This window comes from Catalinimonas locisalis (assembly GCF_038039535.1).
In the GTDB taxonomy this organism is placed as follows: Bacteria; Bacteroidota; Bacteroidia; order Cytophagales; family Cyclobacteriaceae; genus Catalinimonas.
Genome location: NZ_JBBPHP010000058.1, coordinates 1 through 24,049 on the forward strand (window position 1 = coordinate 1; position 24,049 = coordinate 24,049).

Consider the following 24,049-nt stretch of genomic DNA (forward strand, 5'->3'; position numbering starts at 1 on the left):
GCTCTGGCAGAATTGCCAAATTGTAATTCAAAGATTAGCTTGAAACAAAAGCAAATTTTTAAACATGCTCTAAAGCAAAACCAAATCCCAAATCTCATAGGGCTAAATCAAAATTCATATCGTTGTTTTTCAGTAGTTCCTTTATGATAATGTATCTTTGAACCAAGCATTTTTTTAAAACTGATATAATACCTAAACAATGAACAAACACTTATTACTGAGTGCAGTATGTATTTTGGCATTGGTCGTTCCCGGAGTAACGCAGGATGAGCAATGGGAAGCGGTAGATGATAAAATTCTCACCGAATGGGCTGTAGCAATAAATCCTGAAAATCCACTGCCAGAATATCCCCGACCTCAGATGGTACGTGAAGACTGGCACAACCTCAATGGCCTCTGGGACTATGCGATACAGAGCAAAGGAGGTGAAGCGCCCTCTTCTTATGATGGCAAAATCCTGGTGCCCTTTGCCGTAGAATCTGCTTTGTCAGGTGTCGGTAAAAGAGTAGGGAAAGAGAACGAACTCTGGTATCATACCAGCTTTGAACTCCCCCGTAATATGCGAAGAAAGAAAGTGCTGCTGCATTTTGGCGCGGTTGATTGGGAAACAGAAGTGTTTGTCAATGGACAAAGTGTAGGGACGCACCAGGGAGGGTACGATCCCTTTTCTTTTGATGTAAGCGAAGCCCTTCAGGGAAGAGGACAGCAGGAACTGGTGTTAAGAGTCTGGGACCCCACCAATGATGGTCCTCAGCCCAGGGGAAAGCAGGTCAAAGACCCTCGCGGAATATGGTATACACCTGTTACTGGAATTTGGCAAACTGTCTGGCTGGAAGCGGTACCCGACAGCTATTTTCAGTCAACCAAAAATACCCCTGATCTGGATAATAATGCTTTTCATGTGAGTGCTGAAGTAGCCAATACCCAAAGCGGTGATCAGTTGAGGATAAGGGTGATGGATGGAGAAAATACCCTGGGCGAACAAACCGTAGGCACCAGCGAAGAAGCTGTGCTGACCATTGACAATCCTTCGCTTTGGGAACCTAACAATCCTCATCTCTATGATATTGAAGTAGCTTTGCTGCGCAATGGGAAAGTAATAGACGAAGTAGAAACCTACAGTGCCATGCGCAAAATCAGCATGGAGCCAGATGATAATGGCATTCAACGCATGATGCTCAACAATAAATTTGTCTTTCAATACGGCCCTCTGGATCAGGGCTGGTGGCCGGATGGTTTATACACTGCTCCAACCGATGAAGCGCTGAAGTTTGACATTGAAAAAACGCAGGACATGGGCTTCAACATGATCAGAAAACATGTGAAAGTTGAGCCCGCCCGCTGGTACTACTACTGCGATCAGATGGGTATGCTGGTATGGCAGGATATGCCCAGTGGTGATATGGGGAATTTCTGGAACCAGCGTCCGGGCGTAGTGATGGGCATTGAAACCGAAAGAGAAAGAACCGCTGAATCAGAAGAAATCTTCCGTACCGAATGGCAGGAGATCATGGATGACTTCCATAACTTTCCTTCTATCGTGGTATGGGTACCTTTCAATGAAGCCTGGGGTCAGTTCAAAACCGAAGAAATAACCAACTGGACCATGGAATACGATCCTTCAAGATTAGTTAATTCTGCCAGTGGAGGAAACTTTTACCCGGTAGGCCATATCATGGACCTGCACAATTATCCTGATCCCGCCATGCCTGATCCAGAGCTTTTCGGAGAAGATAGAATCCTTGTATTAGGAGAGTTTGGAGGACTAGGGCTACCAGTAGAAGATCATACCTGGCAGGAAAAAGATAACTGGGGCTATCAGAGTTTTAAAAATGAAAAAGAACTGGCAGACCGTTATCAAAAACTGATGGATGATCTGATTCCCCTAATTTCCAGAGGCTTATCAGCAGCTATCTACACCCAGACTACTGATGTGGAAGTGGAAGTCAACGGACTGATGACCTATGATCGTAAAGTGGTAAAATTTGATGAAGCCCAGATGAAACAGTGGCACAATAAACTATACGCAGAGTAAGAAGGCTTAAAAAATGAAGAATCATTCCAAACTTTGGGATGATTCTTTTTTTATTAATACTACCATCAATCTATTGAGAGATTCTTTTGTAACTCACATATTCTAATATTGTACTTCTACAGTCTGGCTATATACTGATACGAAACCAGTAACAGCGTTGATGATAACATCTAATGGCTGTACTTCTGACTTCACAGTGTAGTCAGCTTTTCCCTGCGCCAGCTGCTGAGAGTTTACCTTATTAATAGGCACTAATCCCCACAATACATACCACTGACGTTCAGTTGCTGTCTGTGGGCCTTGGGCACCCTGTCCTACAGTATGTTCAACAGTCATACAGGCACTTAGAGAGGCGGCCATCATTGTGATTACCAACACTTTTTTGAGCATTCTTTTCATGATTTGTTTTTTGATTTGGGTTATTATTTGTTATAAAATGAAGTAAAAGATCCAATTGAAGATTCTATTGTCTTTGCGGTTTGTTCATTGTAAATAGAGGAAGGCAGCAGATAATCAAGCTGGAAAAAGCGGCTCTCCTTTGTTTTGAAAATAAGTTTGAAGTTGACCCACTCTGCATTTTGCAGGAGCCACTGCTGTACTTCAAAGTCTTTATAATTGTATGTCGTGGAATGCATATTGGTCCACGCCTCGGAGTTCAACTCATTCTGTGAAACTGAGGTAGAAAGCTGATCCCAGCGGTTTTGCGTTACAGCCGAGAGTATCATATAGGCTTGAGCATTTTCATCCTGATACACTGCTCTTACTTCAACCTCTTCTCCTGCATTCTGCATTGCACCCTGACGTATGGCTAATTCCTGATGAGAAGAAGTGAATCCAAGAGGACTGGCATATCGGATGCCTAATACAGTATCCTGCTGATGTTGTCCCAGGAGCTTAGGGTTAACCTGAAACTCCATACTTTCTGACATATTTCTCTTGCAGGCGACATTGATACAGAGCAGCATAACAAACAGTGTAAAAGAAGCTGAATGCTTATAAGTTTTCATTGTCAAAGACTTTTAAGATAGATGTAAAGCGACTTCAATTCTGTATCTGTGTATGCTTTGGTCATCTGCCAGGGCATGAAGGCATTGTTTAACTGCTTGCCTTCCGGAGTATTTCCGGTACGTAGCGTTGTGATAAATTCCGCTTCGGTCCATCGGCCGACATTTCCTTCCGTAGTGATATCAGCTACTTGAGGACCTCCGGGAAGGTGGCTGTCTCCACCTTTAAAGTCAGTGCGGTGGCAACCGGTACAGGAGACAGCAAGATATTCACCCAGTTCAAGAGATACTTTATTAGGAATATCAGATGCGAGTGGTCTCTCATGATCAATCAGCTCAGTTGGGATCATAGGAATTTTATCAAAATGCGTAAGCATGATACCCACCGGCCTGATTTCAGTATCGGGGAGTTCGCGATCTACGGGCTTGAGTGATTTGCAGTATGCTATAAGCGCACTCAGGTCTTTTTCGGTTAGAAAATTAAATTCCTGAGAAGGCATCAGCTTAAGCGGAAGGTTTTCACGGCTTAGTCCATGTCTGATGGCCCTTACCCAATCTTCATCGCTATAATTTGCCGGCAATCCGCCTATACCCTGAGTTAGGTTAGGAGTAACCAATCTGCCCATAGCAGGGTCGTCTATCATTATTTTTCCTCCCAGATCACTGTCATGACAATCGGTACACCCTTTAATTACTGACAGGTGTTGGCCAAGTGCTAAGCTGGCGGAGTCATAATTGATGTGAACATTCGGAAGTGCTACTGCATACTTCTTTTGAAAGCGCTTGTTTACTGAATAGTTAGCATAGGTGAAGAAAAGAATTGCTCCACCTAAAATTCCAATTAAAACGAAAAGTAAATACTTAAAGAGCTTTTTTATCATGATGCACGGATGTTTAGAATCGCTTGTCATAAAGCAGAGGGGGATTCTCCTTTGCTTTACAAAATTGGGCGAACTTATCGCTGCATCATATACCGGAAGGATGGTGAATGATATACCAGGTACAAGGTATTTTACGCTACCGTTTTACCAGTAAATAGCAGATCTGGTATGCACGGAAGTCTATTATACAGTGAGGGGGTAAGAAATGGATTAATTAAAAATAATTATAAAAAATCGTAATGGTATGGTTTTACAAACTAAACGTTTTCAACATAAGCCATGATTTCTTTCAGTTGATGCTCTTCCAGAGGCTTTTTATAAAATCCTTTTACGGAGCTATAGTTTTTTGCCATTTCCCTGTCTTTCTTGCGTACTGAACTGGTCAGGATCACTAATCTAACATTGGGGAGTAATGTTGCGTAATCTTTGTCATAGATTTTGATGAAATCATAGCCACTGATTTGAGGCATATTCAAGTCAAGAAAAATGAGCCGGGGTTCTTCCTGTTTGTTTGAAACTACTTCATCTAAAAAATGTAATGCCTCTTCTCCGTTTTCTTTGATGACGATAGTTTCAGTGTGAAGAACATCTTCAACCTGAAATGACAAAACCATTTGAGATATTTCATCATCATCAATAATCAATACAGGGTTGATTTCCATTAGTAGTAGTTTTTAAAAAATAAGACGGTTTGTTTGAAAAAATCTATGATAAAAATAGAACTTTTATGACGATTAATAAAGAAGCTTTTGTGAGTATTAATCGTCAAATTTTATGGTCAGCAGACTTAAAAGAAAGTATGTAAGACTAGTAATTATTCAATAAGCATTTAGATACATCCTGAAAGTGGTGCCTTTATCTACTTCACTTTCTACTTTTATTTTACCTCCATTACGCTCAATCATATTTTTGATGATATGCAATCCAATCCCTTTTCCTTCAGAGTCATCGTCAAAGCGACGAAAAGGTTTAAATAGTGCTTTTCCGTTTGCCTTCAGATCTATTCCTCTTCCATTGTCGGAAATGCTAAGCATCACACCCTGATTCTCCAGTTGTTTTGTCAGTAATTTGATGGCAGGAGTACGCTGACTACTTCGGTATTTGATTGCATTACTGAGAAGATTACGTATGATGCTATAAAGATATGTTTTGTTGTACTTGATGTTAGGTACTTTATCAAAATCACAGACAATCTGAGCACCACTTTCGTTGATCTTGGTAAGCAACTCGTTTTTGATGTCCTCCACAATTTCTTTAAAAATACAGGCTTCACCTTGTTGATTACCACTTTCCTGTGCTTCAATCATATCAATAAGGCCATTCAAGGTAGAGTCTAGTCGGTAAACTGTCTTGGAAAGTAAATGCAAAAGCTTCTCCTGGCTTTGATTATCTCCGGTTTCAAAAAGTTTTACAATGCTAAGCAAGTTTGCTACTGGTGCCCGCATGTCATGAGCAATAGCATAGACAAATTCGTCCAGATATTCATTGATCCTGATCAGCTCATTATTTTTGGTATGGAGTCTGATTTCTGCCTGTTTAATAGGAGTAATGTCTCTGGCGATAGCTAAAACACTTTGAGGACTTTCCATTTTTTGGTCAAATTCTGCTACTAATTTTACATAAAAATGTATAGGGTCCTTTTTACTGAATGTGGTGGTATAAAATTCGTCATTCACACCATTCTTGAGCACATTTAGAAATTTATCTTTCATCCTTTCACCTTCCGATTTGTCAAAGAGCTCAGCGCTATATTCATCAAAGTGAGTATAATTTCGGGGCTTTTTACGGAAAAACTTCTTTGCAGAATTATTGACAAAAAGATGATTGAGTTCAGGATCAAAGCGAATGATTATATCCGGTGTATTATTAAGAAGTGATTGTAGATTCCCTTCTGATCGCTTTAGGTCAGTGGCTAGTGACTTTAGTTGTTTGTTGGCATTGCGCAAATCCGTGATATCTACAAAAGTGATTACCAGGCCCGCACTGTTCTCGTCATCTTTACGATAAGGAATAATGCGTAGCTGATAGTAATTATCATTACGATTCTTCACTTCTTTTTCAATTACCTCCAGTTGCTTAAGGACAATTAGCAAATTTTTCTCAAAATGAAGATCCTTGAAGCTTTTATTCAGGTCAGTTAATGGCCGGCCTATATCAGTATCTCTGATTTTGAAATGTAAATTGACTGAGGGAGTAAATTTGCGGATATTCAGTTTCTCATCCAGAAATAGTATGGCTATATCAGTGCTTTCAAAGAGGTTGTTGATATCATGATTGAGTGTGGTGAGTTCTTCAATTTTGCGTTTTAGTTCTGAATTCACTGAAAAGAGTTCTTCGTTGGAAGATTGCAGTTCTTCATTGGTACTCTGGAGTTCTTCATTGGAAGAAAGCATTTCCTCATGGGATGCCTGTAGTTCCTCCCGGTTAGCTTCCAGTTCATGAGTGATGGCGATGAGTTCTTGTTTAGTATGCTTAAGTTCTGTTTCCAGATTACTGATATAATCCATAGAAACAACTTCTGCTGTAGTATCTTCGGTCACATGGGTAGTAGCAGATTCATCATTATGTTCCTTACCGAACTCTATCAAAAAATACAACTGATCTCGGCTATTGCTTTTCAGTAAACGAAATTTAATATCTGTAATGGATTCACTTCCTTCATTGCTAATCCTAATATCTTTTAAGTGCAAATTGTTTTTTCCTTCCTTCAGTTTAATAATACCGCTTTTGATGATAGACAAAAGATGAGGCGCCAGCATTTTATCCAAAGAAGAGCTCATTTCCTGTTTAGGTAATCGCAGATATTTGCTCAGTTCTCCGTGCAGATATACTACCTCCATTTTTTGGTTGACTACTATGGCAGCCGATACATAAACCTGCAATAGCAAGCTAACCATATCGTCCTCAAGACGAGGGAGATTGGATAGTTCTTTTTTAGGAAGGGCCGCTTTATAAAGACCCCGGCTGGGTAGATTAATATCACTATCAAATATCAGAGGATGTTGTTTTACCGAGGCTAAGTTTCGGTAAATCCTATTTTTACTATCTACCTTCTCAAAGCCGGTATCAGATTCGCCCATGTATTCATTGGCTCCCAGCATCACAAAGCCACCCGGCTTAAGGGCATAATGAAAAATGTTGGTGATCTGCTGTTGTGCTTCGGGCTTGAGGTAAATATATAAATTACGACAGGAAACCACATCCAGTCGAATAAAGGGAGGATCTTTTAAAAGATTATGCTTTACAAAGAGAAGCTTTTTGCGTATGGCGGAATTTATCGTATAAAATGATGATTCCTGAAGAAAGAAGCGATTGATACGTTCTTCCGACATATTTTTTAGTGCATCGGGAGGATAACAACCCTGACTGGCAAATTCAAGTGCGCTTTCGTCAAGGTCAGTGGCAAAAAGCTTGTAATCTACTTTGAGATGATGATCTCGTATATATTCTTCCATCAGGATGGCGATGGTATAGGCTTCTTCACCAGTAGAGCAGGCTGGTACCCAAATTCTTAGCTGTTCGTAAAGTTCTTTTTCCTGACAAAGTTGAGGTATTACGACTTGCTCAAAAGTGGCAAAGGCTTCCTTATCCCGAAAAAAATCAGTAACCCCAATCAAAGATTTTTTGTACAGTGTAAAAAGCTCATGCTTATGAGTCTGCAAATAATTAAAGTATTCTTTAGCACTTGACAGCCGGGTCAGCAGCATTCGTTTTTCAATTCGCCTGATCAGTGAATTGACTTTATAATGAATGAAGTCTACTCCGGAATATTCACTCAATAGCTCAATAATCTTTTGTACATGCTCTTTTTCTGAGGCTATGCTCAGCTCCTTATCTTTAGTTTTACCAGGCAGATTATCTTGTTCTACTTCTTTTAGCTTTGTTGCCATTTGCTCAGGGGGCATGATAAGATCGGCATATCCGGAAGAAATGGCAATTTGGGGCATATCAGAAAAAGTGGCTGATTCAGGACTTTGTACCATCACGATGCCTCCTGCTTCAGTAATGCTTCTTATCCCCAAACTACCGTCGGTACCCTTACCAGAAAGTAGAATACCTATTGCTTTATTTCCATAAGACTTACTTATATCAGAAAATAATGTGTCTATAGAATGGGTAAGGGCAATATGACCAGCATTAGGATTAAAGTAAAATGTATTCTGACGAATGTTAAGAATACGATCCATAGGCATTAAGTAAATCGTATCTTTCTCAATACTAACTCCATCAGCAGCGCGTAACACTGGTAAGGAAGTGTGCCTTGCCATCATTTCAGGTTCAATGGGTGCATGCTGCTGCGAAATATGTTGTATGATTAAGAAGCTCATACCGGGCTTATCGTGAAGGTGGGAGAATAGTGTTTTTACAGCTGCGTAACCTCCGCTGGAAGAACCTATACCTATCACATGAAAATTATGCATATGCCTTAAACAAATGAAAAAATGAGCATTCTATGAATATCTACTTTATAAAACATTAGCGATAAACACAATTTATTTTAATACTGAAAGTCAAAAAAATAAAATATGATGCTATAGCTTTTAACTACGCTTTCGTGGATAAGTTAGTTTTGTTCAAAAATAATCTGCTCTTATTTTCTGGTTATATCCAGTAAGGTATGGGCAAGATCTTCAGGTCTTTCTACTGCGATAGGGTTATCAGCTTCTATTACATGATTGGGTAAGAAGTGAAACTCAGCTGATTGTGGTGACTGTACCATTACTTTTCCACCCTCTTCATGTATCCGTATGCAGCCTTTGGCTCCGTCATTACCACCTCCTGAAAGTATGATACCTATTGCCTGCTCCTTTTTTTCCAGCGCCAGAGATTCAAAAAAAGTATCAATAGCCTGGTTTACTATATCCTCTTCTCTACGGTCTAATAGATAGAGGTGGTGATCCCATATTTTGACATACTGATTAGATTGAAGAAGATAGATATGGTCAGGCTGCATAATCATGCTATCACTGATGTATTCAATTTTGAGCTGAGTAGAAGGTGTTAGTATTTCTTTAAGCCGATTACTTTGCCGGCGGTGCAGATGCTGTACCACTACAAATGATAACCCGCTTTTGGTAGGTATCTGTTCAAAAAACCTTTTAAGTGGAGGTATCCCTCCCGCCGAATATCCGATACCTACTACGACAAAATCAGGTTCCATATTGGCTCAGTTAAAGTTTACTGCCTTGATATTATCTGAGAAGGCACAGGCTTTGATGAAAAATAGATCTGCTTGAGATACAGTAATATTTTAAAGTTAGTGATTTTAATCTGTCTTAATAAATTAGCTGATGACTATCTTTTTTGAAACAGTCATTCTATTGACAAAAAGTAGAGATGAGGCTTGAAGTTACAATATATACATCAACCTAAAAAAAATAGAACTGCAGGAAGATCAAATTGACTTGCAGCAATCCTAACGCTACTTATATTTGTATGCGTTATCAAGCACTTATTTTCTTGTTTTTAATCCGACTCCTAAACCCATAAACCTATGCTCAGAACTTTGCATCTCAGTACCTGCTTTATTATTTTGATCACCATAGCCTTAAATAGTTGCCAGGCATCTTCTAACCAGGAGCAGGAAGTTGCAGCCAGACAATTACCCATTCATATCATGGCCTATTATGTGCCTAGTGATGAGTATCCGCCAGAGAAGCTACCGCTTGATCAACTGAGCCATATCATTTATTCTTTTTCCAAAGTGGTAGAGGGTGAAATGGGCTTCACCGATGAAGAAGCTCCCGAAAAACTGCGCAGTCTCCTGGCTCAGAAAGATAATCATCCTCACATCAAATTTATGCTGGCCTGCGGAGGTTGGGGAGCAGGCGGCTTCTCAGATATGTCAGTGACTGCCGTAGGCCGTGAGAAGTTCGTCAAAAGTACCATCGCCATGATCAATGAATATCAGTTGGATGGCATTGATATAGACTGGGAATACCCGGCCATAGGCTCTGCCGGAATTGATTTCCGTCCTGAGGATAAACAAAACTTCACTTTGCTGATGAAAGAACTGCGCGAAGCCATGGATGCGGTAAACCCTGATCTGATCCTTACCTTCGCCTCAGCAGGTTGGCAGCGTTACTACGATCATGTAGAGCTTACTGAAGTGATGAAATATGCTGACTATATGAACGTAATGACATATGACGCAGTTGGTGGCACCACACCTTATACTGCCCACCACACCGGACTGGGCCTCATCACCGATGATGATGTTAAAGATCATCCTTTTTATACATATGTGCAGGAAAGAAGAGCTGATGCAGAAGAAGGAGCAAGTCTGTACCAGCCCCGTTCCGCGCAAAGGATCATCGATTACTGTATCGCCCAGGGCGTTGATCCGCAGCAGATCGTCATCGGAGGGGCATTCTACGGCAGAGCATGGAAAGGCGTGCCACCTGAGAATAACGGACTTTATCAACCGAATAAAGGCGTCCACACCGGATGGGCAGGCTACAAAGATATACGTAAAGCGTACGAAAATAAGAATGGCTTCACCCGTTACTGGGATGAGACCGCCAAAGCCCCTTATCTCTATAACCCTACGGATAGTATTTTCATCTCCTACGATGATACACTATCGCTGAAACTTAAAACCGAGTACGCCATTGAAAAGGATTTGGGAGGCATTATGTTCTGGCAGCTTACTAACGATACGCAGGAAGACAACAGTCTGGTGGACGCCATCTACAATGCTGCAACCCAGGAGCAGGTAGTGGCTGGTAAGGAATAAACTGAGTTAACAAAATAACAGGAGATTCTATTTTAACTAAATAAGACTGCCTTTACCATCATTTAAAATGTCATGCTCTGCGTATGTGAATCGTCTGTTTTCTTCAATGCTTAAATCAGGATTAGAAAAGGTGCTTCAAGGTGTTCAGCATGACTATTGGGAGCGGATGTTGTAATTATTTTGCATAATGGCTACTTCCAGATTTCAGAGGAGTACTTTGACACATCTCTGCCAGATTGCCAAAACCCTTTCAAGCAAATAGTATAATGGTGTAAGAGGACTTGTAGTCTTAAGGCTATTGTACTTAATAGTGAAAGCCGGGTTCAAACATTGAGCGTTTTGTAAACATATGCTACCTTTAAAGAGTAGAGCATAAAACCACTTGTATTGATATATTTTTTTTCAATTCTGCCAATTCTTCTGCTGGTTGTAGTATCTCTCATCAAGGGAGTGAAAGAGGCGGTGATGACTGCTTTTGTAGTTACTATCCTTCTTTTCTTTTACTGGGGAGCTGGAATCACCCATTTTATTGGTACCCTTACAGTGTCGCTCATTACTACCCTTAATATTCTGATGATCGTCTTTGGCGCGGCCTTTTTGTATAATATCATGGATAATTGTGGGCTCATCAAGCGTATTACACATTCTATTGATGAACTGCATCCCTCCAAAGAGATCAGGTTTTTTCTAATCGCCATTTGTCTGACTTCTTTTTTTGAAGGTGTAGCCGGTTTTGGAACTCCGGGAGCGATTGTGCCCCTGCTTCTGATTTCAATGGGCTTTGATGCCGTATTTTCGGTGGCGGTAGTTTTATTATTTGACGGGCTTTTTGCCCTCTTTGGTGCGGTAGGAACTCCATTGAAGATAGGTATGCAGCTTCCTTTACAGTTGAGTGATGCTCAGGTAAATTTGATAGGTACGATTTCGGCAGTGATAGGCGTACTGATGATGGCGGTACTTTTGCTGATAATCTTCCAGATGTTTCGCAAAACCCACTATCCGTTACAGTACAAGTCAAAAATCTTTGTGCTGTACCTTTTCTTTGCGCTGCCTTTCTGTGTCTTTGCTTATCTGATTACCGATATGGCGACGATTCTGGCTTCTTTACTCATGTTAGTGCTTTCCGTCTTTTACCTGAAGCCCAAAGCAGTGAAGATTGACTATCAGCCCTGGCTGCCTTATGTTTTTCTGGCTTTTCTGCTCATCCTACCTAAGTTTTTCATGCCCCTAAGCCGCTGGATAGGCTGGGATATTACTTTCATCAACTTATTTGATACCGGCATTGAGACAATTTTTAAACCTTTGCAGTCTCCCATGATTCCTTTCATTATCGTAGGTTTAGGTGTGGCCTGGTTTTATAAAAATAAGAACCTCCAGGCTAATATTGCCTTGAAAAAATCCTTAACGGTTTTTGTCGTGCTTTTTCCTTCCATAGCTGTAGCCCAGCTCATGATTTATTCCGGTGTAGAACAACCTTCTATGATCAGCTACATTGCCCAAATGTTGGGAAATTTAGGAGAATTGTATCCGGCTTTTGCTCCATTAATAGGCGTTATAGGGGCTTTTATTACCGGCAGTACTACCATATCCAACATTGTATTTGCACCATCCCAACTGGAAACTGCACAGCTCATTGGTTTAGATACTGAGGTAATACTTTCCCAGCAATTGATAGGAGCGAGTCTCGGTAATGCGGTTTCTTTATTTAACATTATCGCAGCTGCCGCTATCGCCAATCTGCAGAATTATAAAGCCGTATTGCAGAAAACCTTGTTTCCGGTACTGGCAGGCGCTTTGTTGGTAGCTATAATGGGAATGGCACTGATGGGCTGGATGTAAAAAACATCAAAGTTGTTCAATGAGAAAAGCAATTGTGATTTAATTAGTTGGATAATTCAAGGCTACAAATTCACTCAGCACAGAAGTCTAATATAGTCGTAAACTTCTTGAATCTATCCCAAAATTACCCATCAATAAATATAGAAACCCAATTACTATTTCAGTTTTTTTGGACATCATTGTGATATGCTACATATGTACGTAATGGCTGTTCTTATGAGTAAATTATAGATGAGTTCGGCTTACCTTGATGCCTGTTGAAATTAACTTTTGAGCAAAATCGTGATGATAATTGCTCTTCTCAAAACTGGCATTAATAGGGATACACATGAGAGTTTTAACGATTGTTCTGGTCATTATCACTTCAAATTTGGCATTTGCACAGCATGAAGTGCTACAAAGTGTAGATTCAGCGTTTAAAGCAAAAAATTACAGGCAAGTGATAGATGCTACCCAAGCTTATTTACAGGAACATCAACAGTTAGATTCAGTGCAGCTTCAGTTGTTGCATCTAAAATCAAGAGCGTACCGATATATTCAGGAATACGATTCATCCTTTTATACTTTCGTAAATATATTCAACAAATATCCTTCTGACCGACTGACACTTATTCATTTAGGATATGTGTTTGGTGAGGCTGGAAATTATTACACCGCTTTTTATTTTTTAGAGAAATTGAGAAAATATCATCCTGAAGACCCAGTAGGTACACTCAATTTATCCTATTACAATAATGGTTTAGGGATGCACGAAAAAGCGATCGCTTATGCTGATAGTACTTTACAGATGACTCAGGATTCTCTAACTATTGGCGCAGCCTGGAATAACAGATGTTTTGCCAATATTCAGTTGGGAAATCTTATTGAGGCTATTAAGGAATTAAAAACTTCTTTGTCATATTACCCTCTGAATTCGCATGCTTATAAAAATCTGGCTTTAATACATATTGAAACTCAAAACCATGAGGAAGCTTGTAATGCTCTAGAAATGGCTAGAATGTTGGGGGGAGTCAATATTACACGTGAGCTGAGAAAAGAATACTGTCACAATGTAGTGGGAGAAAAAGAATCAGAAACCAAACCAACCAAAACTTCAAAACACTCAGGCGAATAGGAATTAATTATAAATGCAGAGAGAATCATCAGTCAGCATTTGTATGACACAAACAGATGACTTAATTATAGAAAGGCTTTTTCAAACTATAGCAGTGCTTAGCTTAGGCTTGATCGGATTTTGTAATACTTTTCCCACTTTGATCCAATAGATTCCTGCCAATACGAAATGTAGTTCATCATACCAATAGTTTGGAACTGTATTGTCCATAAGTTTCCATATTGTAAGCCCTAAGGGTAATGTGGTTAGTCCAAAAACCAGGATGAGATATGCAGTATTTACTGGAAGTGTTCGCGCTTTTAAGCTAGCAATGCCAAGCAAAATTGCACTTACAAAAACGGGTAGAATACTAGGTCCTACATAATTAAATACTTGCTGGGGAAAATCAACTTTACACAAAGATAGAATTGTACCTATAGTTCCAACGATAGCAGCGAGCGTACCAATACCACCAATGATCAAGCCAGGAATTGATAATGCTTTGTACTTAGAATTTAGAAGTTGATACACACCCAACAAAGCGTACCCTATCAACACCACACCTCCAAAATAGGCGGGTCCGGTAATTCTTAAAGCAGGAGAGTTTGCTACCTGATAGCTGGTATGATCTTCCAGAATACCATAGGCAAAATCAAATACGTAGTATAATATCCAAAGGATACCACCAATAAATGCAGACCATCCGTATGAGTATTGGGATTGGGTTACTTTTCTACTGTACATTTGTACAAGGATTAATTTTAAAATAATTATGAAGAATGTATAATACAAAAGTAGTTTCTATCCTTGTTGACTGAAATACCCCCTAAAAAGTAGATGGCCTACCGTATGCACGGTATTTATTGGTATATGAGTATCAGCTGGGAATTTCTTATGCTTGAGATTGAACTGAAAAAATGGCTATCTTAAGCTGAGTTTTTTTTCGCATACATAAGATGACTTATATCAGCAGCATACATTTTATGCAAAACGCTTATTACTTATTTATAACTATTATCCTTTTCCTACAAGGTTGCGCTTTTCAATCATCCGAGAACGACCACCTGCCACTCCTTACAGTTTCGGAAAACCAAAGATATCTTGAACATCAGGATGGAACACCTTTCTTCTGGCTGGGAGATACCAGCTGGGGTATGTCAGAATGGCTCAACAAAGAAGATGTTGACATTTATCTAGATCAACGCAAAGCTCAGGGCTTCAATGTATTGCAGATTTGTCTCTTCTGGGGAAAGAGAGAAGACGATCCGGTAAACTTTACTACAAATCCTGAAAATGCCTATGGACATCAGGCTTTTAGAGAGATTGATGGCAAGCCTGATCCAACGCAGCCTAAGATAGTGGAAGGTGGTAGTCCTGACAATCCTAATGATTACTGGGATCATGTAGATTATATTGTTCAGGCAGCAAAGGATAGAAATATGATACTTGCGGTACTTCCGGTCTGGGGCAGAAGATACGTCAATGCCAGTCATGGTAAATTCTCATCGGCAATATTTGGTCTAGAAGATATGCGAGCCTATGGCAAATTCTTAGGAGAAAGATATCGTGATGAAAATCACCTGATTTGGGTTATGGGTGGAGATGTGAAGGCTGATGCACAAGGAGATTATCTGGGGCATTACCGTGCGATGGCCGAAGGTATTTTGCAGGGTATTACTCAGGAATCAGTAGACTGGAATCAGGAATCTCCACTCTGGGATTATGTCCTCATGACTTATCATCCTGACGGGGCTCCTTATCTGAATTCTTCCGATTGGTTTCATAAAGATGTCTGGCTGGATTTCAATATGATTGAGACATTCACCAATGTTAATGATGTTTATGCGGCCGTAATGGAAGATTATGCACTTAGCGACCCCATTAAACCTACTGTAATGGGTGAACCTGGCTATGAAGGTTTTCCAATCAAAGATACGGATTCTGTAATATCTGCTGTACAGATGCGCAGGCAGGCTTATCAATCTATGTTTGCCGGAGCAGCAGGTTTTACCTACGGAGGTTTTCGTGATGCGCTGAATAATGGGCCACTCTTTAGTCCATTCAAAGGCTGGCAAAAATTGATGAATATGGAAGGGGCAGTGACATTGATAAAACTAAAAGAATTTTGTGATTCTTATCATTGGCCTGACTGGAAACCGACACAGGGGGTGATGAGCCAGGAAGAAGGCGCCGGGGAGTTAAGAAAAGTGGCAGTTAATGTAGGTGACCGCAAGGAACTTTTGGTGTATTTCCCTGATAATTCAGCAGCAAGTCTAAATATCACTCATAGATTTCCATCGGGTAGCATTATAGAAAAATTGTGGTATAATACAGTAAGTGGAAATTATCAGGATGGAGGACAGATCAATAACATTCAGGAAGAAATTATTCTGCAACCTCCTGGCAGCTGGACAGATGCCGTACTGATTTTGAGAGAAGGCTAGAATCCAGCATTTGTTATTAGCTGCGGATTGATGAACATTTACTTTGTGATCAAGTCTAAGGAAGAATTTGATGGCTTGAGCAGCTCAAAGTAACCATATCATTATATTTTATTTGCTTATTTTTAGATTTCAACCCAATCTCCACAATTAATCACTGTAAGATGAACGGTCCTGATAAGCATACTATCTTTCCTCTTAAAGATTATAAACGGCTCTGTTTTTTAAAAAATATCATTCAGAATCCTAACATTATCATTGGTGATTACACCTATTATGATGATTTTGAAAATGTTAATAATTTTGAAAAGAATGTAAAGTACCTTTTTGATTTTTCAGGCGATAAGCTCATCATTGGTAAGTTTTGTATGATTGCTTCTGATGTCACTTTCATCATGAACGGTGCAAATCATCTAACCGATGCTGTTTCTACTTATCCATTTGCGATCTTTGGAAATGGCTGGGAAGGAGCTATGGAAGGTAAATCATACCCATATAAGGGAGATACGGTGGTGGGAAACGATGTGTGGATGGGATATAAAGTAACTGTAATGCCCGGCGTAAAGATTGGGGACGGTGCTATCATTGCATCTCAATCCGTAGTAACCAAAGATGTAGCATCCTACACTGTGGTTGGTGGAAATCCTGCAGTTGAGATTAAAAAGCGCTTTACAGAAGGACAAATTCAAAAATTATTAAAGATTCGTTGGTGGGACTGGGATATAGAAAAGATTAGTCAAAATGTGCAATACCTCAGCGCCAATGATATCCACAAGCTGGAAGAAATATCACAAACATTAAATTGATTTTTTAAAATAGGCCGCAATTCAGCTTTTTTTAAGTAGGCAAAATTTAACCTGAGAAATAATTCAAGAATCTATGTCAAATATCAACATTGCAGTTGCACAGTTTGAGCCAAAGGATGGGGATAAAGCTTATAATTTATCTGTCATAGAAAGACTTACTAAAGAAGCTAAAGGCCAGGGTGCGGATGTGGTATGCTTTCATGAGCTTTCGGTTACTGCCTATACATTCCTGAAAGACTTAGAACAGAAAGAACTTTTAGACTTAAGTGAGCAGGTTCCGGAAGGGAAAAGTTGTCAGCAACTGATTAGAATTGCTCAAGAAAATGATGTATATATCCTGGCCGGGCTGGTTGAAAGAGATGGTGACCAACTGTACAACACGTACATTTGTGTAGACCAAAACGGCCTGATTGCAAAGTTTAGAAAAATCCACCCTTTTATCAGCAAGTACCTATCAGCGGGTGGGGAGTATGCTGTATTTGATATCAAAGGTTGGAAATGTGGTATACTGATCTGCTATGATAATAATGTCATTGAAAATGTAAGAGCTACTACCTTGCTGGGAGCTGAAATCATTTTTGCGCCACATGTTACCGCCTGCACACCCTCAGCAATGCCCGGCCGGGGATATGTAGAAGATAAGCTTTGGGAAAACAGAAAGGAAGATCCGGTTCCACTCCGGCAGGAGTTTGATGGTCCGAAGGGAAGAGGCTGGTTATTGAGATGGCTTCCTGCCCGTGCTTATGACAATGGCGTATATTATGCTTTTACCAATCCCATTGGCTACGACGGAGAGCATTTAAAGAATGGCAACTCCATGATTCTTGATCCTTATGGTGAAATTCTGACCGAAATCAAAAGCTTTGATGATGTGGTTTCAGTGGCGACAATTACCCGTAATAAACTTACGCTTGCAGGTGGATATCGTTACCGCAATGCCCGTAGGCCAGAGCTTTATCGTGAAATAATAGGCGCAAGTCATCAATCAGAAACGAAGCCTGTATGGATGAAAAATAAGTAGAAGGTCTACATTTTGATTGCTCAAATGATAAAAATAAATATTTACATACAATTTATGTAAAGACCATAACAATAACTGGTTTTACTTTCTTTCTGTACTCCTGTTGCCCAAGGCCTTACTTAAAGGAGCACCACTTTTCTGTTCAGGCTGATAGTTGATTTTAAGAAACTCAGAAAGGGTAGGGGCTATCTGGTTGGTGTAGTATTGACCTTCCAGTGATTTTTTGTCAAGAGACGGACTGTCTGGCCCCATCACTGCTATCCAAACCTGATCAGAACCTATCACATCTTCTCCATGACTCTTCCAGGTATCCAGGGGTTCGGTGCCCCTTCCATGATCAGTAGTAATGATGAAAGTTGTCTTGTCTTTGTAGTGATCAGAGGACTGAACATAATCCCATAACTCGCTGATAAACATGTCAGTACGATGGGCTGCTTTAAGGTATTCATCATATTTGCCATCGTGGGCAAAGTCATCAGTTTCACCATAAGCTACATATAATACTCGTGGTTGTTCTCTCTTTAAGTATTCCAAAGCGTAATGATGGGTGAAGGTATCAAAACGTACCGTTGGCCAGTGTCCCGGCAGCTGAGGTTGCAAAATGTTAAGGTGTTTTTCCAGATCAGAAAGTGATGGGCCCTCAGCGTTTTCATAGCCTGCATTCACAGGTATACCCGACCTTTCTTCATTGATGATATAAGGAAATACATCCCAGGAACCAAAAGCAGCAACCTGATTCTCAAATCCATTCTGCTGATTGATAAATTCTAATATGGTATGATTGGGATTAGGCTTCTTGTCATTACTATCAATACGTTCGTCACCGAAGCCACTCAGAATTTCATTATAACCCGGATATGAAAACCAGAAAGAATTAGTCAGGTTTACATTTGAGTTTTCATGGCGGTTGCCATAAAGCTGTCCTTTTTGTTCAATTACATCAGTAAAAAAAGGCATTAATGCTTTCCTTCTATCTTCCTGGTCATTTTTCCAAAACAAACTTTTAAGTTCACTAGTATCGCTTACATAATCAGGATGGGCGATTAATTTAAGATCAGCCCCGCCGAATACTTCCTGCCAGCGCAGACCGTCAAGGGTAATGAGAATGATGTTTTCCGTAGAATTTTTCTGTTGGGCGAAGGAAGTAAAATGGATAAAAATTAATAGAAAATTAACATATAGCAGCTGCCTTAACAGCGCTTTACATAGATTAGGTGACATATATGAAGCTGTTTATGGTTTAATGGAAAAGCTCAACTTTTATTAGAGACTTTATTGTGCCTTAATCATTCAATAGACATCAATATATCTGAAATTTTGCTTGAAAGGAATACTCTGAATAGCGCTGAACATATTTCATCCCGACTTCATCTAAAATTAACATGCAGTTGATTGAAAAAGATAAATAGCTTACAAGCACACAGGTGAGGCTGGTTTCAGTACGTGGTTTAACTTCTGAGATCCTCAATCTCCTCAGCTTTGAGCGGTAAATATTCGCCAAGCTTACGGCTCCCTTCATCAGTAACTAAGAAATTATCTTCTATACGAATACCTCCAAAGTCCCGTATGTTGTTCAGTTTTTCATAATTGATAAAATCGCTGTACTTTTTTTCTGCCTGCCAGCGGTCAATAAGATCCGGTATGATGTATATGCCCGGTTCTACAGTGATTGTATTTCCGATTTCCAGGGCTTTGCCCAGACGCAATGATTTGAGTCCGAAAGCTTTACTTTTTTGAATGGATTCATTGTAGCCCACATATTGTTCTCCCAGGTCTTCCATATCATGAACATCCAGTCCAATCATATGCCCTAACCCACATTGAAAAAACATAGTATGTGCACCAGCCGCTACTGCCTCTGTAGGACTTCCTTTCATAAAGCCAAGGTTTTTTAAACCGGTAACTAGTCTTTCGGATGCTAAAAGGTGAATATCCCGGAAAAGCTTAGCGGGATGTAATGCCTGCACTGCATGTTCATAAGCGTCCAGTACAATGTTGTACATATCTTTCTGTAGGGAAGAGAATTTTTTACTTACCGGAAACGTTCTGGTAAGATCACCGGCGTAGTGCATTGTGTTTTCAGCTCCGGCATCCATTAATATCATATTGCCTTCCTTTAGTGTGTTACCGTAATAATGATTATGCAATGTTTGCCCATTGATAGTCAGAATGATAGGGTATGCAATGTCACCTCCGGCAGAAATCGCTTCACCTCGCACTTTACCAACCAGTTCAAACTCTTTCATCCCTGCTTTTGCAGATTGAATGGCCAACAGGTGCATTTGATTGGAGATGTTTACTGCGTTCTCCATTTCATTCACTTCTTCATTGCTTTTGTATGCCCGCTGAGCAATGACAGCATGAATAAGCTCCTCAGATACCTGTAAGTCTACCTTAGGCAAAGGTATTTCTAGTAGATGATGAATTTTTTTTACCCTTTCTTCTCGATAGGGTGGTAAGAATCTGATCTTACGTGATTTTTGTTGAGCAGTCCGTAGATAATTTTTTAAATCCTTGGTGGGTTCAGAATTTTGTATTCCTGCTCGCTCTGCTCTTTCTGCCACAGAAGGTAGTGGTCCTGTCCAGATGATCTGGTCCATAGATACGTCATCGCCAAAAAGAATTTCTTTCTCTTCGTCAAGATCAATCAACAAGGCAAGCTCGGGTATATCTATTCCGGTATAATAAAGAAAAGTGCTATCCTGACGAAAAGGATACCAGTTATCCCGAAAATTCATACTACTTTCGTCATTTCCCAGTAACAATATCAGTCCATCCTGAAACTGCTCTCTTAGTATTTTTCTTCTTTTCTGGTAGGTTTGGGTGTCAAATCTTTTTAAACTGCTCATCGGGTTGTGGTATTTAAAAATTATTCAAAATATTATTAAGGCAGCTCGTAAAATCGCCATTTTGTTTTGAAGTTTTTCTTAGGGGATTCGTTTAAAAGTATCGCTCTTAGCATTTCTACCGGCATAGCATTTTCACGTAATACCGCATCATGGTATCCACGAAATGTCATCTTACCACTATCTACCAGTTCTTCTTTTAATGCTTCAAATTGCAAACCACCTATCATATAAGCCAGTTGATATAGAGGGCTATAACCTCCTTCAAATGAACGTCTTACTTCTCCCTCAGCATTGGCTCTTTCATGACCTACTCGTTCAACCAGAAAATCTATGCACTGTTGTGGTGACCACTCTCCCAGATGATATTTAAGTGAAAAAATGATTCTTGCACAACGATGCATCCTCCAGAATAACATGCCTATCCTGTCTTCTGGTGTCTCAGGAAAACCAAGGTCCCAAAGTAATCTTTCCCAATACAAGGCCCATCCTTCTATCCAGAAAGGAGTATAAAAACTACGATAAGCTTTGTGACGGTTATTCATAAAAAACTGCAAACCATGTCCGGCAATAAGTTCGTGATGTACGGTTGATCTGGAAAAATGTGGATTGTTGCCTCGCATACTCATCAACTTATCCTTGTGGCTCATGGTGTTGGTAGGGTAGGAGATAATAATCGTTTCCCCTCCCAGAAAGAAAGGGTTAATCAATTGTCTTTCCGGAGACATCATCATCATTCGCCAGCTTTCTTCCGCCAAAGGAGGTATGGTAATCAGTTCGTTTTCCTTTAAGAAATCAACAGATTCATTATAAAGCCTTAGTATTAGTTCAGGCTGCTTACCAGGGGGAACGTAGCTGTTTTTTACTTTTTCCAATGCCGCATGCCAGTCATTTCCAAAACCTAATTCTTCTGAAGCTTGGAGCATTTGTTCATCACACCAGGCAAATTCAATATTAGCAATTTCAATAAGCTCTTCGGGCGTGTAGGGAATCATTTCATTCTCCAGTTGACGAATGATTTCTTCTCTTCCAATAGGATTTCCAACAATGCCACTACTATCTCTTTGCTGGCTACTGATAACTTTAGATTTCTTATTCAAGCTATCTATATAAGTTGAGAATAAAGAGTCAGCAAGATGGTATGGCTGTTCTACCCACCAGCTAAACATCGGATCATAGCCGTGATAAAAATCATAAATATCCTGCATTGCTTTTTGCAGGTCATTTACTACTTCTATAGCTGGTTTAGCCAGTCTGCTATCCAGACTATCTTTTTTAGAAAGATTGGCAATTGAAGTTTGTAATAAAGTGGATAGCGAATCAACTTTAGCTGCTGTTTCCTGGGCATTCAGACTTTTGCCTCTTCGTCTTTCCTGGTTAATATCATATACTATTGAAGCAAAAGCAACCCAGTTCTTTGCGTTATTTATCTCAGTCAACTGGTCGTTTAATGCATTGAGGTTTTCTGCAAGTTTTTTGCGAAACAATAAATAATCAACGCTGCTGCCAGTAGTAAGTTCATTAAAATTTATCCTTTCCAACTGATCAAGATAATCTTGCATTAGGCTTTGCAAACGGTTGATTCTTTCCGGAGAGGTATTAATGTTATAAAAACGAGATAGAATACCATAATCTGACTGGTAGGGTACCATCAGATTATTTATTTCACTTGTCTGATGATAAAGGTTTTCTGCATTGATGTTTTGAGCAGAGACAGGAAGACTTAATAAAGATAGCAATAACAATAAGGTGATATGTTTCATAGTCCATTGATTAGTAGAAGCAGGTGACCAAAGACAAGTTTAAGTAATAAATTTTTCAAAATGGAATTTTGATTATGCAGTACTATTTCAGGGAATAACACTCAGTATTGGGTCTCCATAGGAGAACTATTATATTGTAAATAATGAATCAAATCAGCAGTCTAATAAACGCATCTTTTTAGAAGCTGATGATAAAACAAAACATTGATCTCTTAGTAAAAACGAACCACACCATTAAGGATGAAAGCATTTACTAAAACAAAATATGGAGGACCTGAAGTACTTCAATGGGAAGAAGTAGAAAAACCCTTACTGAAAGATGACCATATTCTGGTCAGGGTCATGGCGAACTCAGCCAATCCCGCTGATTGGCATATTCTCAGGGGTAAACCTTTTTTTGCAAGATTTTCATTCGGATTGCTCAAGCCTACAAATAAGATTCCGGGCGCTGATTTTGCAGGTATAGTAGAAGAAGTAGGTAAGGATGTAAAGCATTTTAAGGTTGGCGATCGAGTAATTGGTGAGTCTAGTAGAGGGTGCTTTTGCAGAGTACATCAGTGTAGTAGCTAAAGTTTGTGGCAAAATGCCTGAAGGAAAAAGTTTTGCTGAAATGGCGTGTGTACCCATCGCCGGACTAACTGCTTTGCAGGCACTTATCAATCATGGTCAGCTCAAAGAAGGAGAATCAGTATTAATCAACGGTTCTTCAGGAGGTGTGGGACATTTTACAGTGCAAATAGCAAAAGCCCTTGGAGCAGTAGTAACCGCGGTATGTTCCAGTAAAAACATTGAATTTGTTAAGTCACTAGGAGCTGATCAAGTGATTGCTTACGATACAGAAAACATCCACAATCATCAGGAAAGATATAACCTCATAATAGATGTGCATGGCAACCTTTTTCATAAAGACTACACACGTATGGGAGAACGAGGAGTCATGGTAGGTTTTACTACATTGAGTCATATGATATTTTTACTCTTGAAAAGAGCTATAAGTAAATTTCCTCTACACATATTTACAGCTGAAGCCAACTTCAAAGATCTAGAGACATTATCATCTTTGATTCAAAATGAAAAAGTCAAAGTACACATAGACAAGACTTACCCTTACCAAGATATTCCAAAAGCCATAAGTTATATTGAATCCATGCACACCAGAGGAAAAGTCGCCATGGTTTGGGAAGCCGACAAAACAGAGGTTAATACAAAAAGTAAAACCACATCTTACTAAAAGATTTATTTTAAATTAGGAAAGTTTCATATTAGAATTTCCGCGAACGACTCCACCAGCAACCAAGATTGGATAATATTGATTGGAGTAATTAAGGTGACACTATTAGTTTATACTATTGCTTTGTAGCAAGATACTCGCTTCTGAAGCAAAGTCTCAGACTTTGCCACATACATGATTTCAGTTTTGAAGACTGAAACCAGTTTTTAGTTTAATGTAAATAATTCTTCATATTTATTATGTGAAAAGAACTTTTCTCCGAAAAGAATAGACAATCCTCAGATATTTAAATTACGTGATCCTTCAGGCAAATTCTGTAATTTTTAGTAGTACATTCGCTTAATTTTTTGACT

The 24,049-nt window shown here is 39.6% G+C and carries 19 protein-coding genes; 9 read left to right on the forward strand and 10 right to left on the reverse strand.

Annotation, left to right across the window (positions count from 1 at the left end):
• The first annotated feature begins 199 nt into the window (after window positions 1-199).
• The gene (locus WJR50_RS31365; protein ID WP_341297291.1) at window positions 200-2,035 is read left to right on the forward strand and encodes a glycoside hydrolase family 2 protein; all 1,836 of its coding nucleotides are present in this window, start codon (window positions 200-202) and stop codon (window positions 2,033-2,035) included.
• Between the two features lie 102 nt (window positions 2,036-2,137).
• On the opposite strand, the gene WJR50_RS31370 is transcribed toward WJR50_RS31365, so the two are convergent.
• The 6 genes from WJR50_RS31370 to WJR50_RS31395 form a co-directional block, all read right to left on the reverse strand.
• Window positions 2,138-2,434: a Bor/Iss family lipoprotein gene (locus tag WJR50_RS31370; protein ID WP_341297292.1), complete on the reverse strand. Its 297-nt coding sequence runs from the start codon at window positions 2,432-2,434 to the stop codon at window positions 2,138-2,140.
• 23 nt (window positions 2,435-2,457) lie between these two features.
• Window positions 2,458-3,042: a hypothetical protein gene (locus tag WJR50_RS31375; protein WP_341297293.1), complete on the reverse strand. Its 585-nt coding sequence runs from the start codon at window positions 3,040-3,042 to the stop codon at window positions 2,458-2,460.
• A gap of 2 nt (window positions 3,043-3,044) precedes the next feature.
• On the reverse strand, window positions 3,045-3,920 hold the full coding sequence (locus tag WJR50_RS31380) for a c-type cytochrome (RefSeq protein WP_341297294.1): 876 nt from the start codon (window positions 3,918-3,920) through the stop codon (window positions 3,045-3,047).
• Window positions 3,921-4,177: 257 nt separating this feature from the next.
• Entirely contained in the window at window positions 4,178-4,582 is a 405-nt protein-coding gene (locus tag WJR50_RS31385; RefSeq protein ID WP_341297295.1) for a response regulator, read from the reverse strand.
• A 156-nt stretch (window positions 4,583-4,738) separates the two neighbouring features.
• Entirely contained in the window at window positions 4,739-8,341 is a 3,603-nt protein-coding gene (locus WJR50_RS31390) for a CheR family methyltransferase (RefSeq protein ID WP_341297296.1), read from the reverse strand.
• A gap of 170 nt (window positions 8,342-8,511) precedes the next feature.
• Window positions 8,512-9,081 carry a chemotaxis protein CheB gene (locus tag WJR50_RS31395; protein ID WP_341297297.1) on the reverse strand — a complete coding sequence of 190 codons (570 nt, stop codon included), beginning with the start codon at window positions 9,079-9,081 and terminating at the stop codon, window positions 8,512-8,514.
• A 333-nt stretch (window positions 9,082-9,414) separates the two neighbouring features.
• Between WJR50_RS31395 and WJR50_RS31400 the strand changes: the two genes are divergently transcribed.
• The 3 genes from WJR50_RS31400 (at window position 9,415) to WJR50_RS31410 (ending at window position 13,609) form a co-directional block, all read left to right on the forward strand.
• Complete coding sequence (locus tag WJR50_RS31400; RefSeq protein ID WP_341297298.1) at window positions 9,415-10,656, forward strand: glycoside hydrolase family 18 protein; 1,242 nt, start codon at window positions 9,415-9,417, stop codon at window positions 10,654-10,656.
• A 387-nt stretch (window positions 10,657-11,043) separates the two neighbouring features.
• Window positions 11,044-12,495, forward strand: a complete 1,452-nt coding sequence (locus tag WJR50_RS31405) for an L-lactate permease (RefSeq protein ID WP_341297299.1) — start codon at window positions 11,044-11,046, stop codon at window positions 12,493-12,495.
• A 328-nt stretch (window positions 12,496-12,823) separates the two neighbouring features.
• Complete coding sequence (locus WJR50_RS31410) at window positions 12,824-13,609, forward strand: tetratricopeptide repeat protein (protein WP_341297300.1); 786 nt, start codon at window positions 12,824-12,826, stop codon at window positions 13,607-13,609.
• Between the two features lie 81 nt (window positions 13,610-13,690).
• Here the strand turns inward: WJR50_RS31410 and WJR50_RS31415 are convergent, their stop codons facing one another.
• Window positions 13,691-14,332 carry a hypothetical protein gene (locus WJR50_RS31415; protein WP_341297301.1) on the reverse strand — a complete coding sequence of 214 codons (642 nt, stop codon included), beginning with the start codon at window positions 14,330-14,332 and terminating at the stop codon, window positions 13,691-13,693.
• A 212-nt stretch (window positions 14,333-14,544) separates the two neighbouring features.
• On the opposite strand from WJR50_RS31415, the gene WJR50_RS31420 reads away from it, so the two are divergent.
• The 3 genes from WJR50_RS31420 (at window position 14,545) to WJR50_RS31430 (ending at window position 17,856) form a co-directional block, all read left to right on the forward strand.
• Window positions 14,545-16,032 (forward strand): glycoside hydrolase family 140 protein, encoded by a 1,488-nt coding sequence (locus tag WJR50_RS31420; protein WP_341297302.1) that lies wholly within the window; start codon window positions 14,545-14,547, stop codon window positions 16,030-16,032.
• A gap of 161 nt (window positions 16,033-16,193) precedes the next feature.
• Window positions 16,194-16,835, forward strand: a complete 642-nt coding sequence (locus WJR50_RS31425; RefSeq protein WP_341297303.1) for a CatB-related O-acetyltransferase — start codon at window positions 16,194-16,196, stop codon at window positions 16,833-16,835.
• Window positions 16,836-16,908: 73 nt separating this feature from the next.
• Window positions 16,909-17,856 carry a nitrilase family protein gene (locus WJR50_RS31430; RefSeq protein WP_341297304.1) on the forward strand — a complete coding sequence of 316 codons (948 nt, stop codon included), beginning with the start codon at window positions 16,909-16,911 and terminating at the stop codon, window positions 17,854-17,856.
• An 81-nt stretch (window positions 17,857-17,937) separates the two neighbouring features.
• Here the strand turns inward: WJR50_RS31430 and WJR50_RS31435 are convergent, their stop codons facing one another.
• From WJR50_RS31435 to WJR50_RS31445, 3 genes are all read right to left on the reverse strand, one after another.
• On the reverse strand, window positions 17,938-19,077 hold the full coding sequence (locus tag WJR50_RS31435) for a sulfatase-like hydrolase/transferase (protein ID WP_341297305.1): 1,140 nt from the start codon (window positions 19,075-19,077) through the stop codon (window positions 17,938-17,940).
• Between the two features lie 227 nt (window positions 19,078-19,304).
• A complete protein-coding gene (locus WJR50_RS31440) occupies window positions 19,305-20,705 on the reverse strand; it encodes an aminopeptidase P family protein (protein ID WP_341297306.1) in 1,401 nt (466 codons plus the stop codon).
• A gap of 35 nt (window positions 20,706-20,740) precedes the next feature.
• On the reverse strand, window positions 20,741-22,465 hold the full coding sequence (locus WJR50_RS31445; protein WP_341297307.1) for a DUF885 family protein: 1,725 nt from the start codon (window positions 22,463-22,465) through the stop codon (window positions 20,741-20,743).
• Window positions 22,466-22,705: 240 nt separating this feature from the next.
• Here WJR50_RS31445 and WJR50_RS31450 point away from each other — a divergent pair, with 240 nt between their 5' ends.
• Entirely contained in the window at window positions 22,706-23,035 is a 330-nt protein-coding gene (locus WJR50_RS31450; RefSeq protein ID WP_341297308.1) for an alcohol dehydrogenase catalytic domain-containing protein, read from the forward strand.
• 13 nt (window positions 23,036-23,048) lie between these two features.
• Window positions 23,049-23,696: an NAD(P)-dependent alcohol dehydrogenase gene (locus tag WJR50_RS31455; protein ID WP_341297309.1), complete on the forward strand. Its 648-nt coding sequence runs from the start codon at window positions 23,049-23,051 to the stop codon at window positions 23,694-23,696.
• Window positions 23,697-24,049 lie beyond the last annotated feature (353 nt).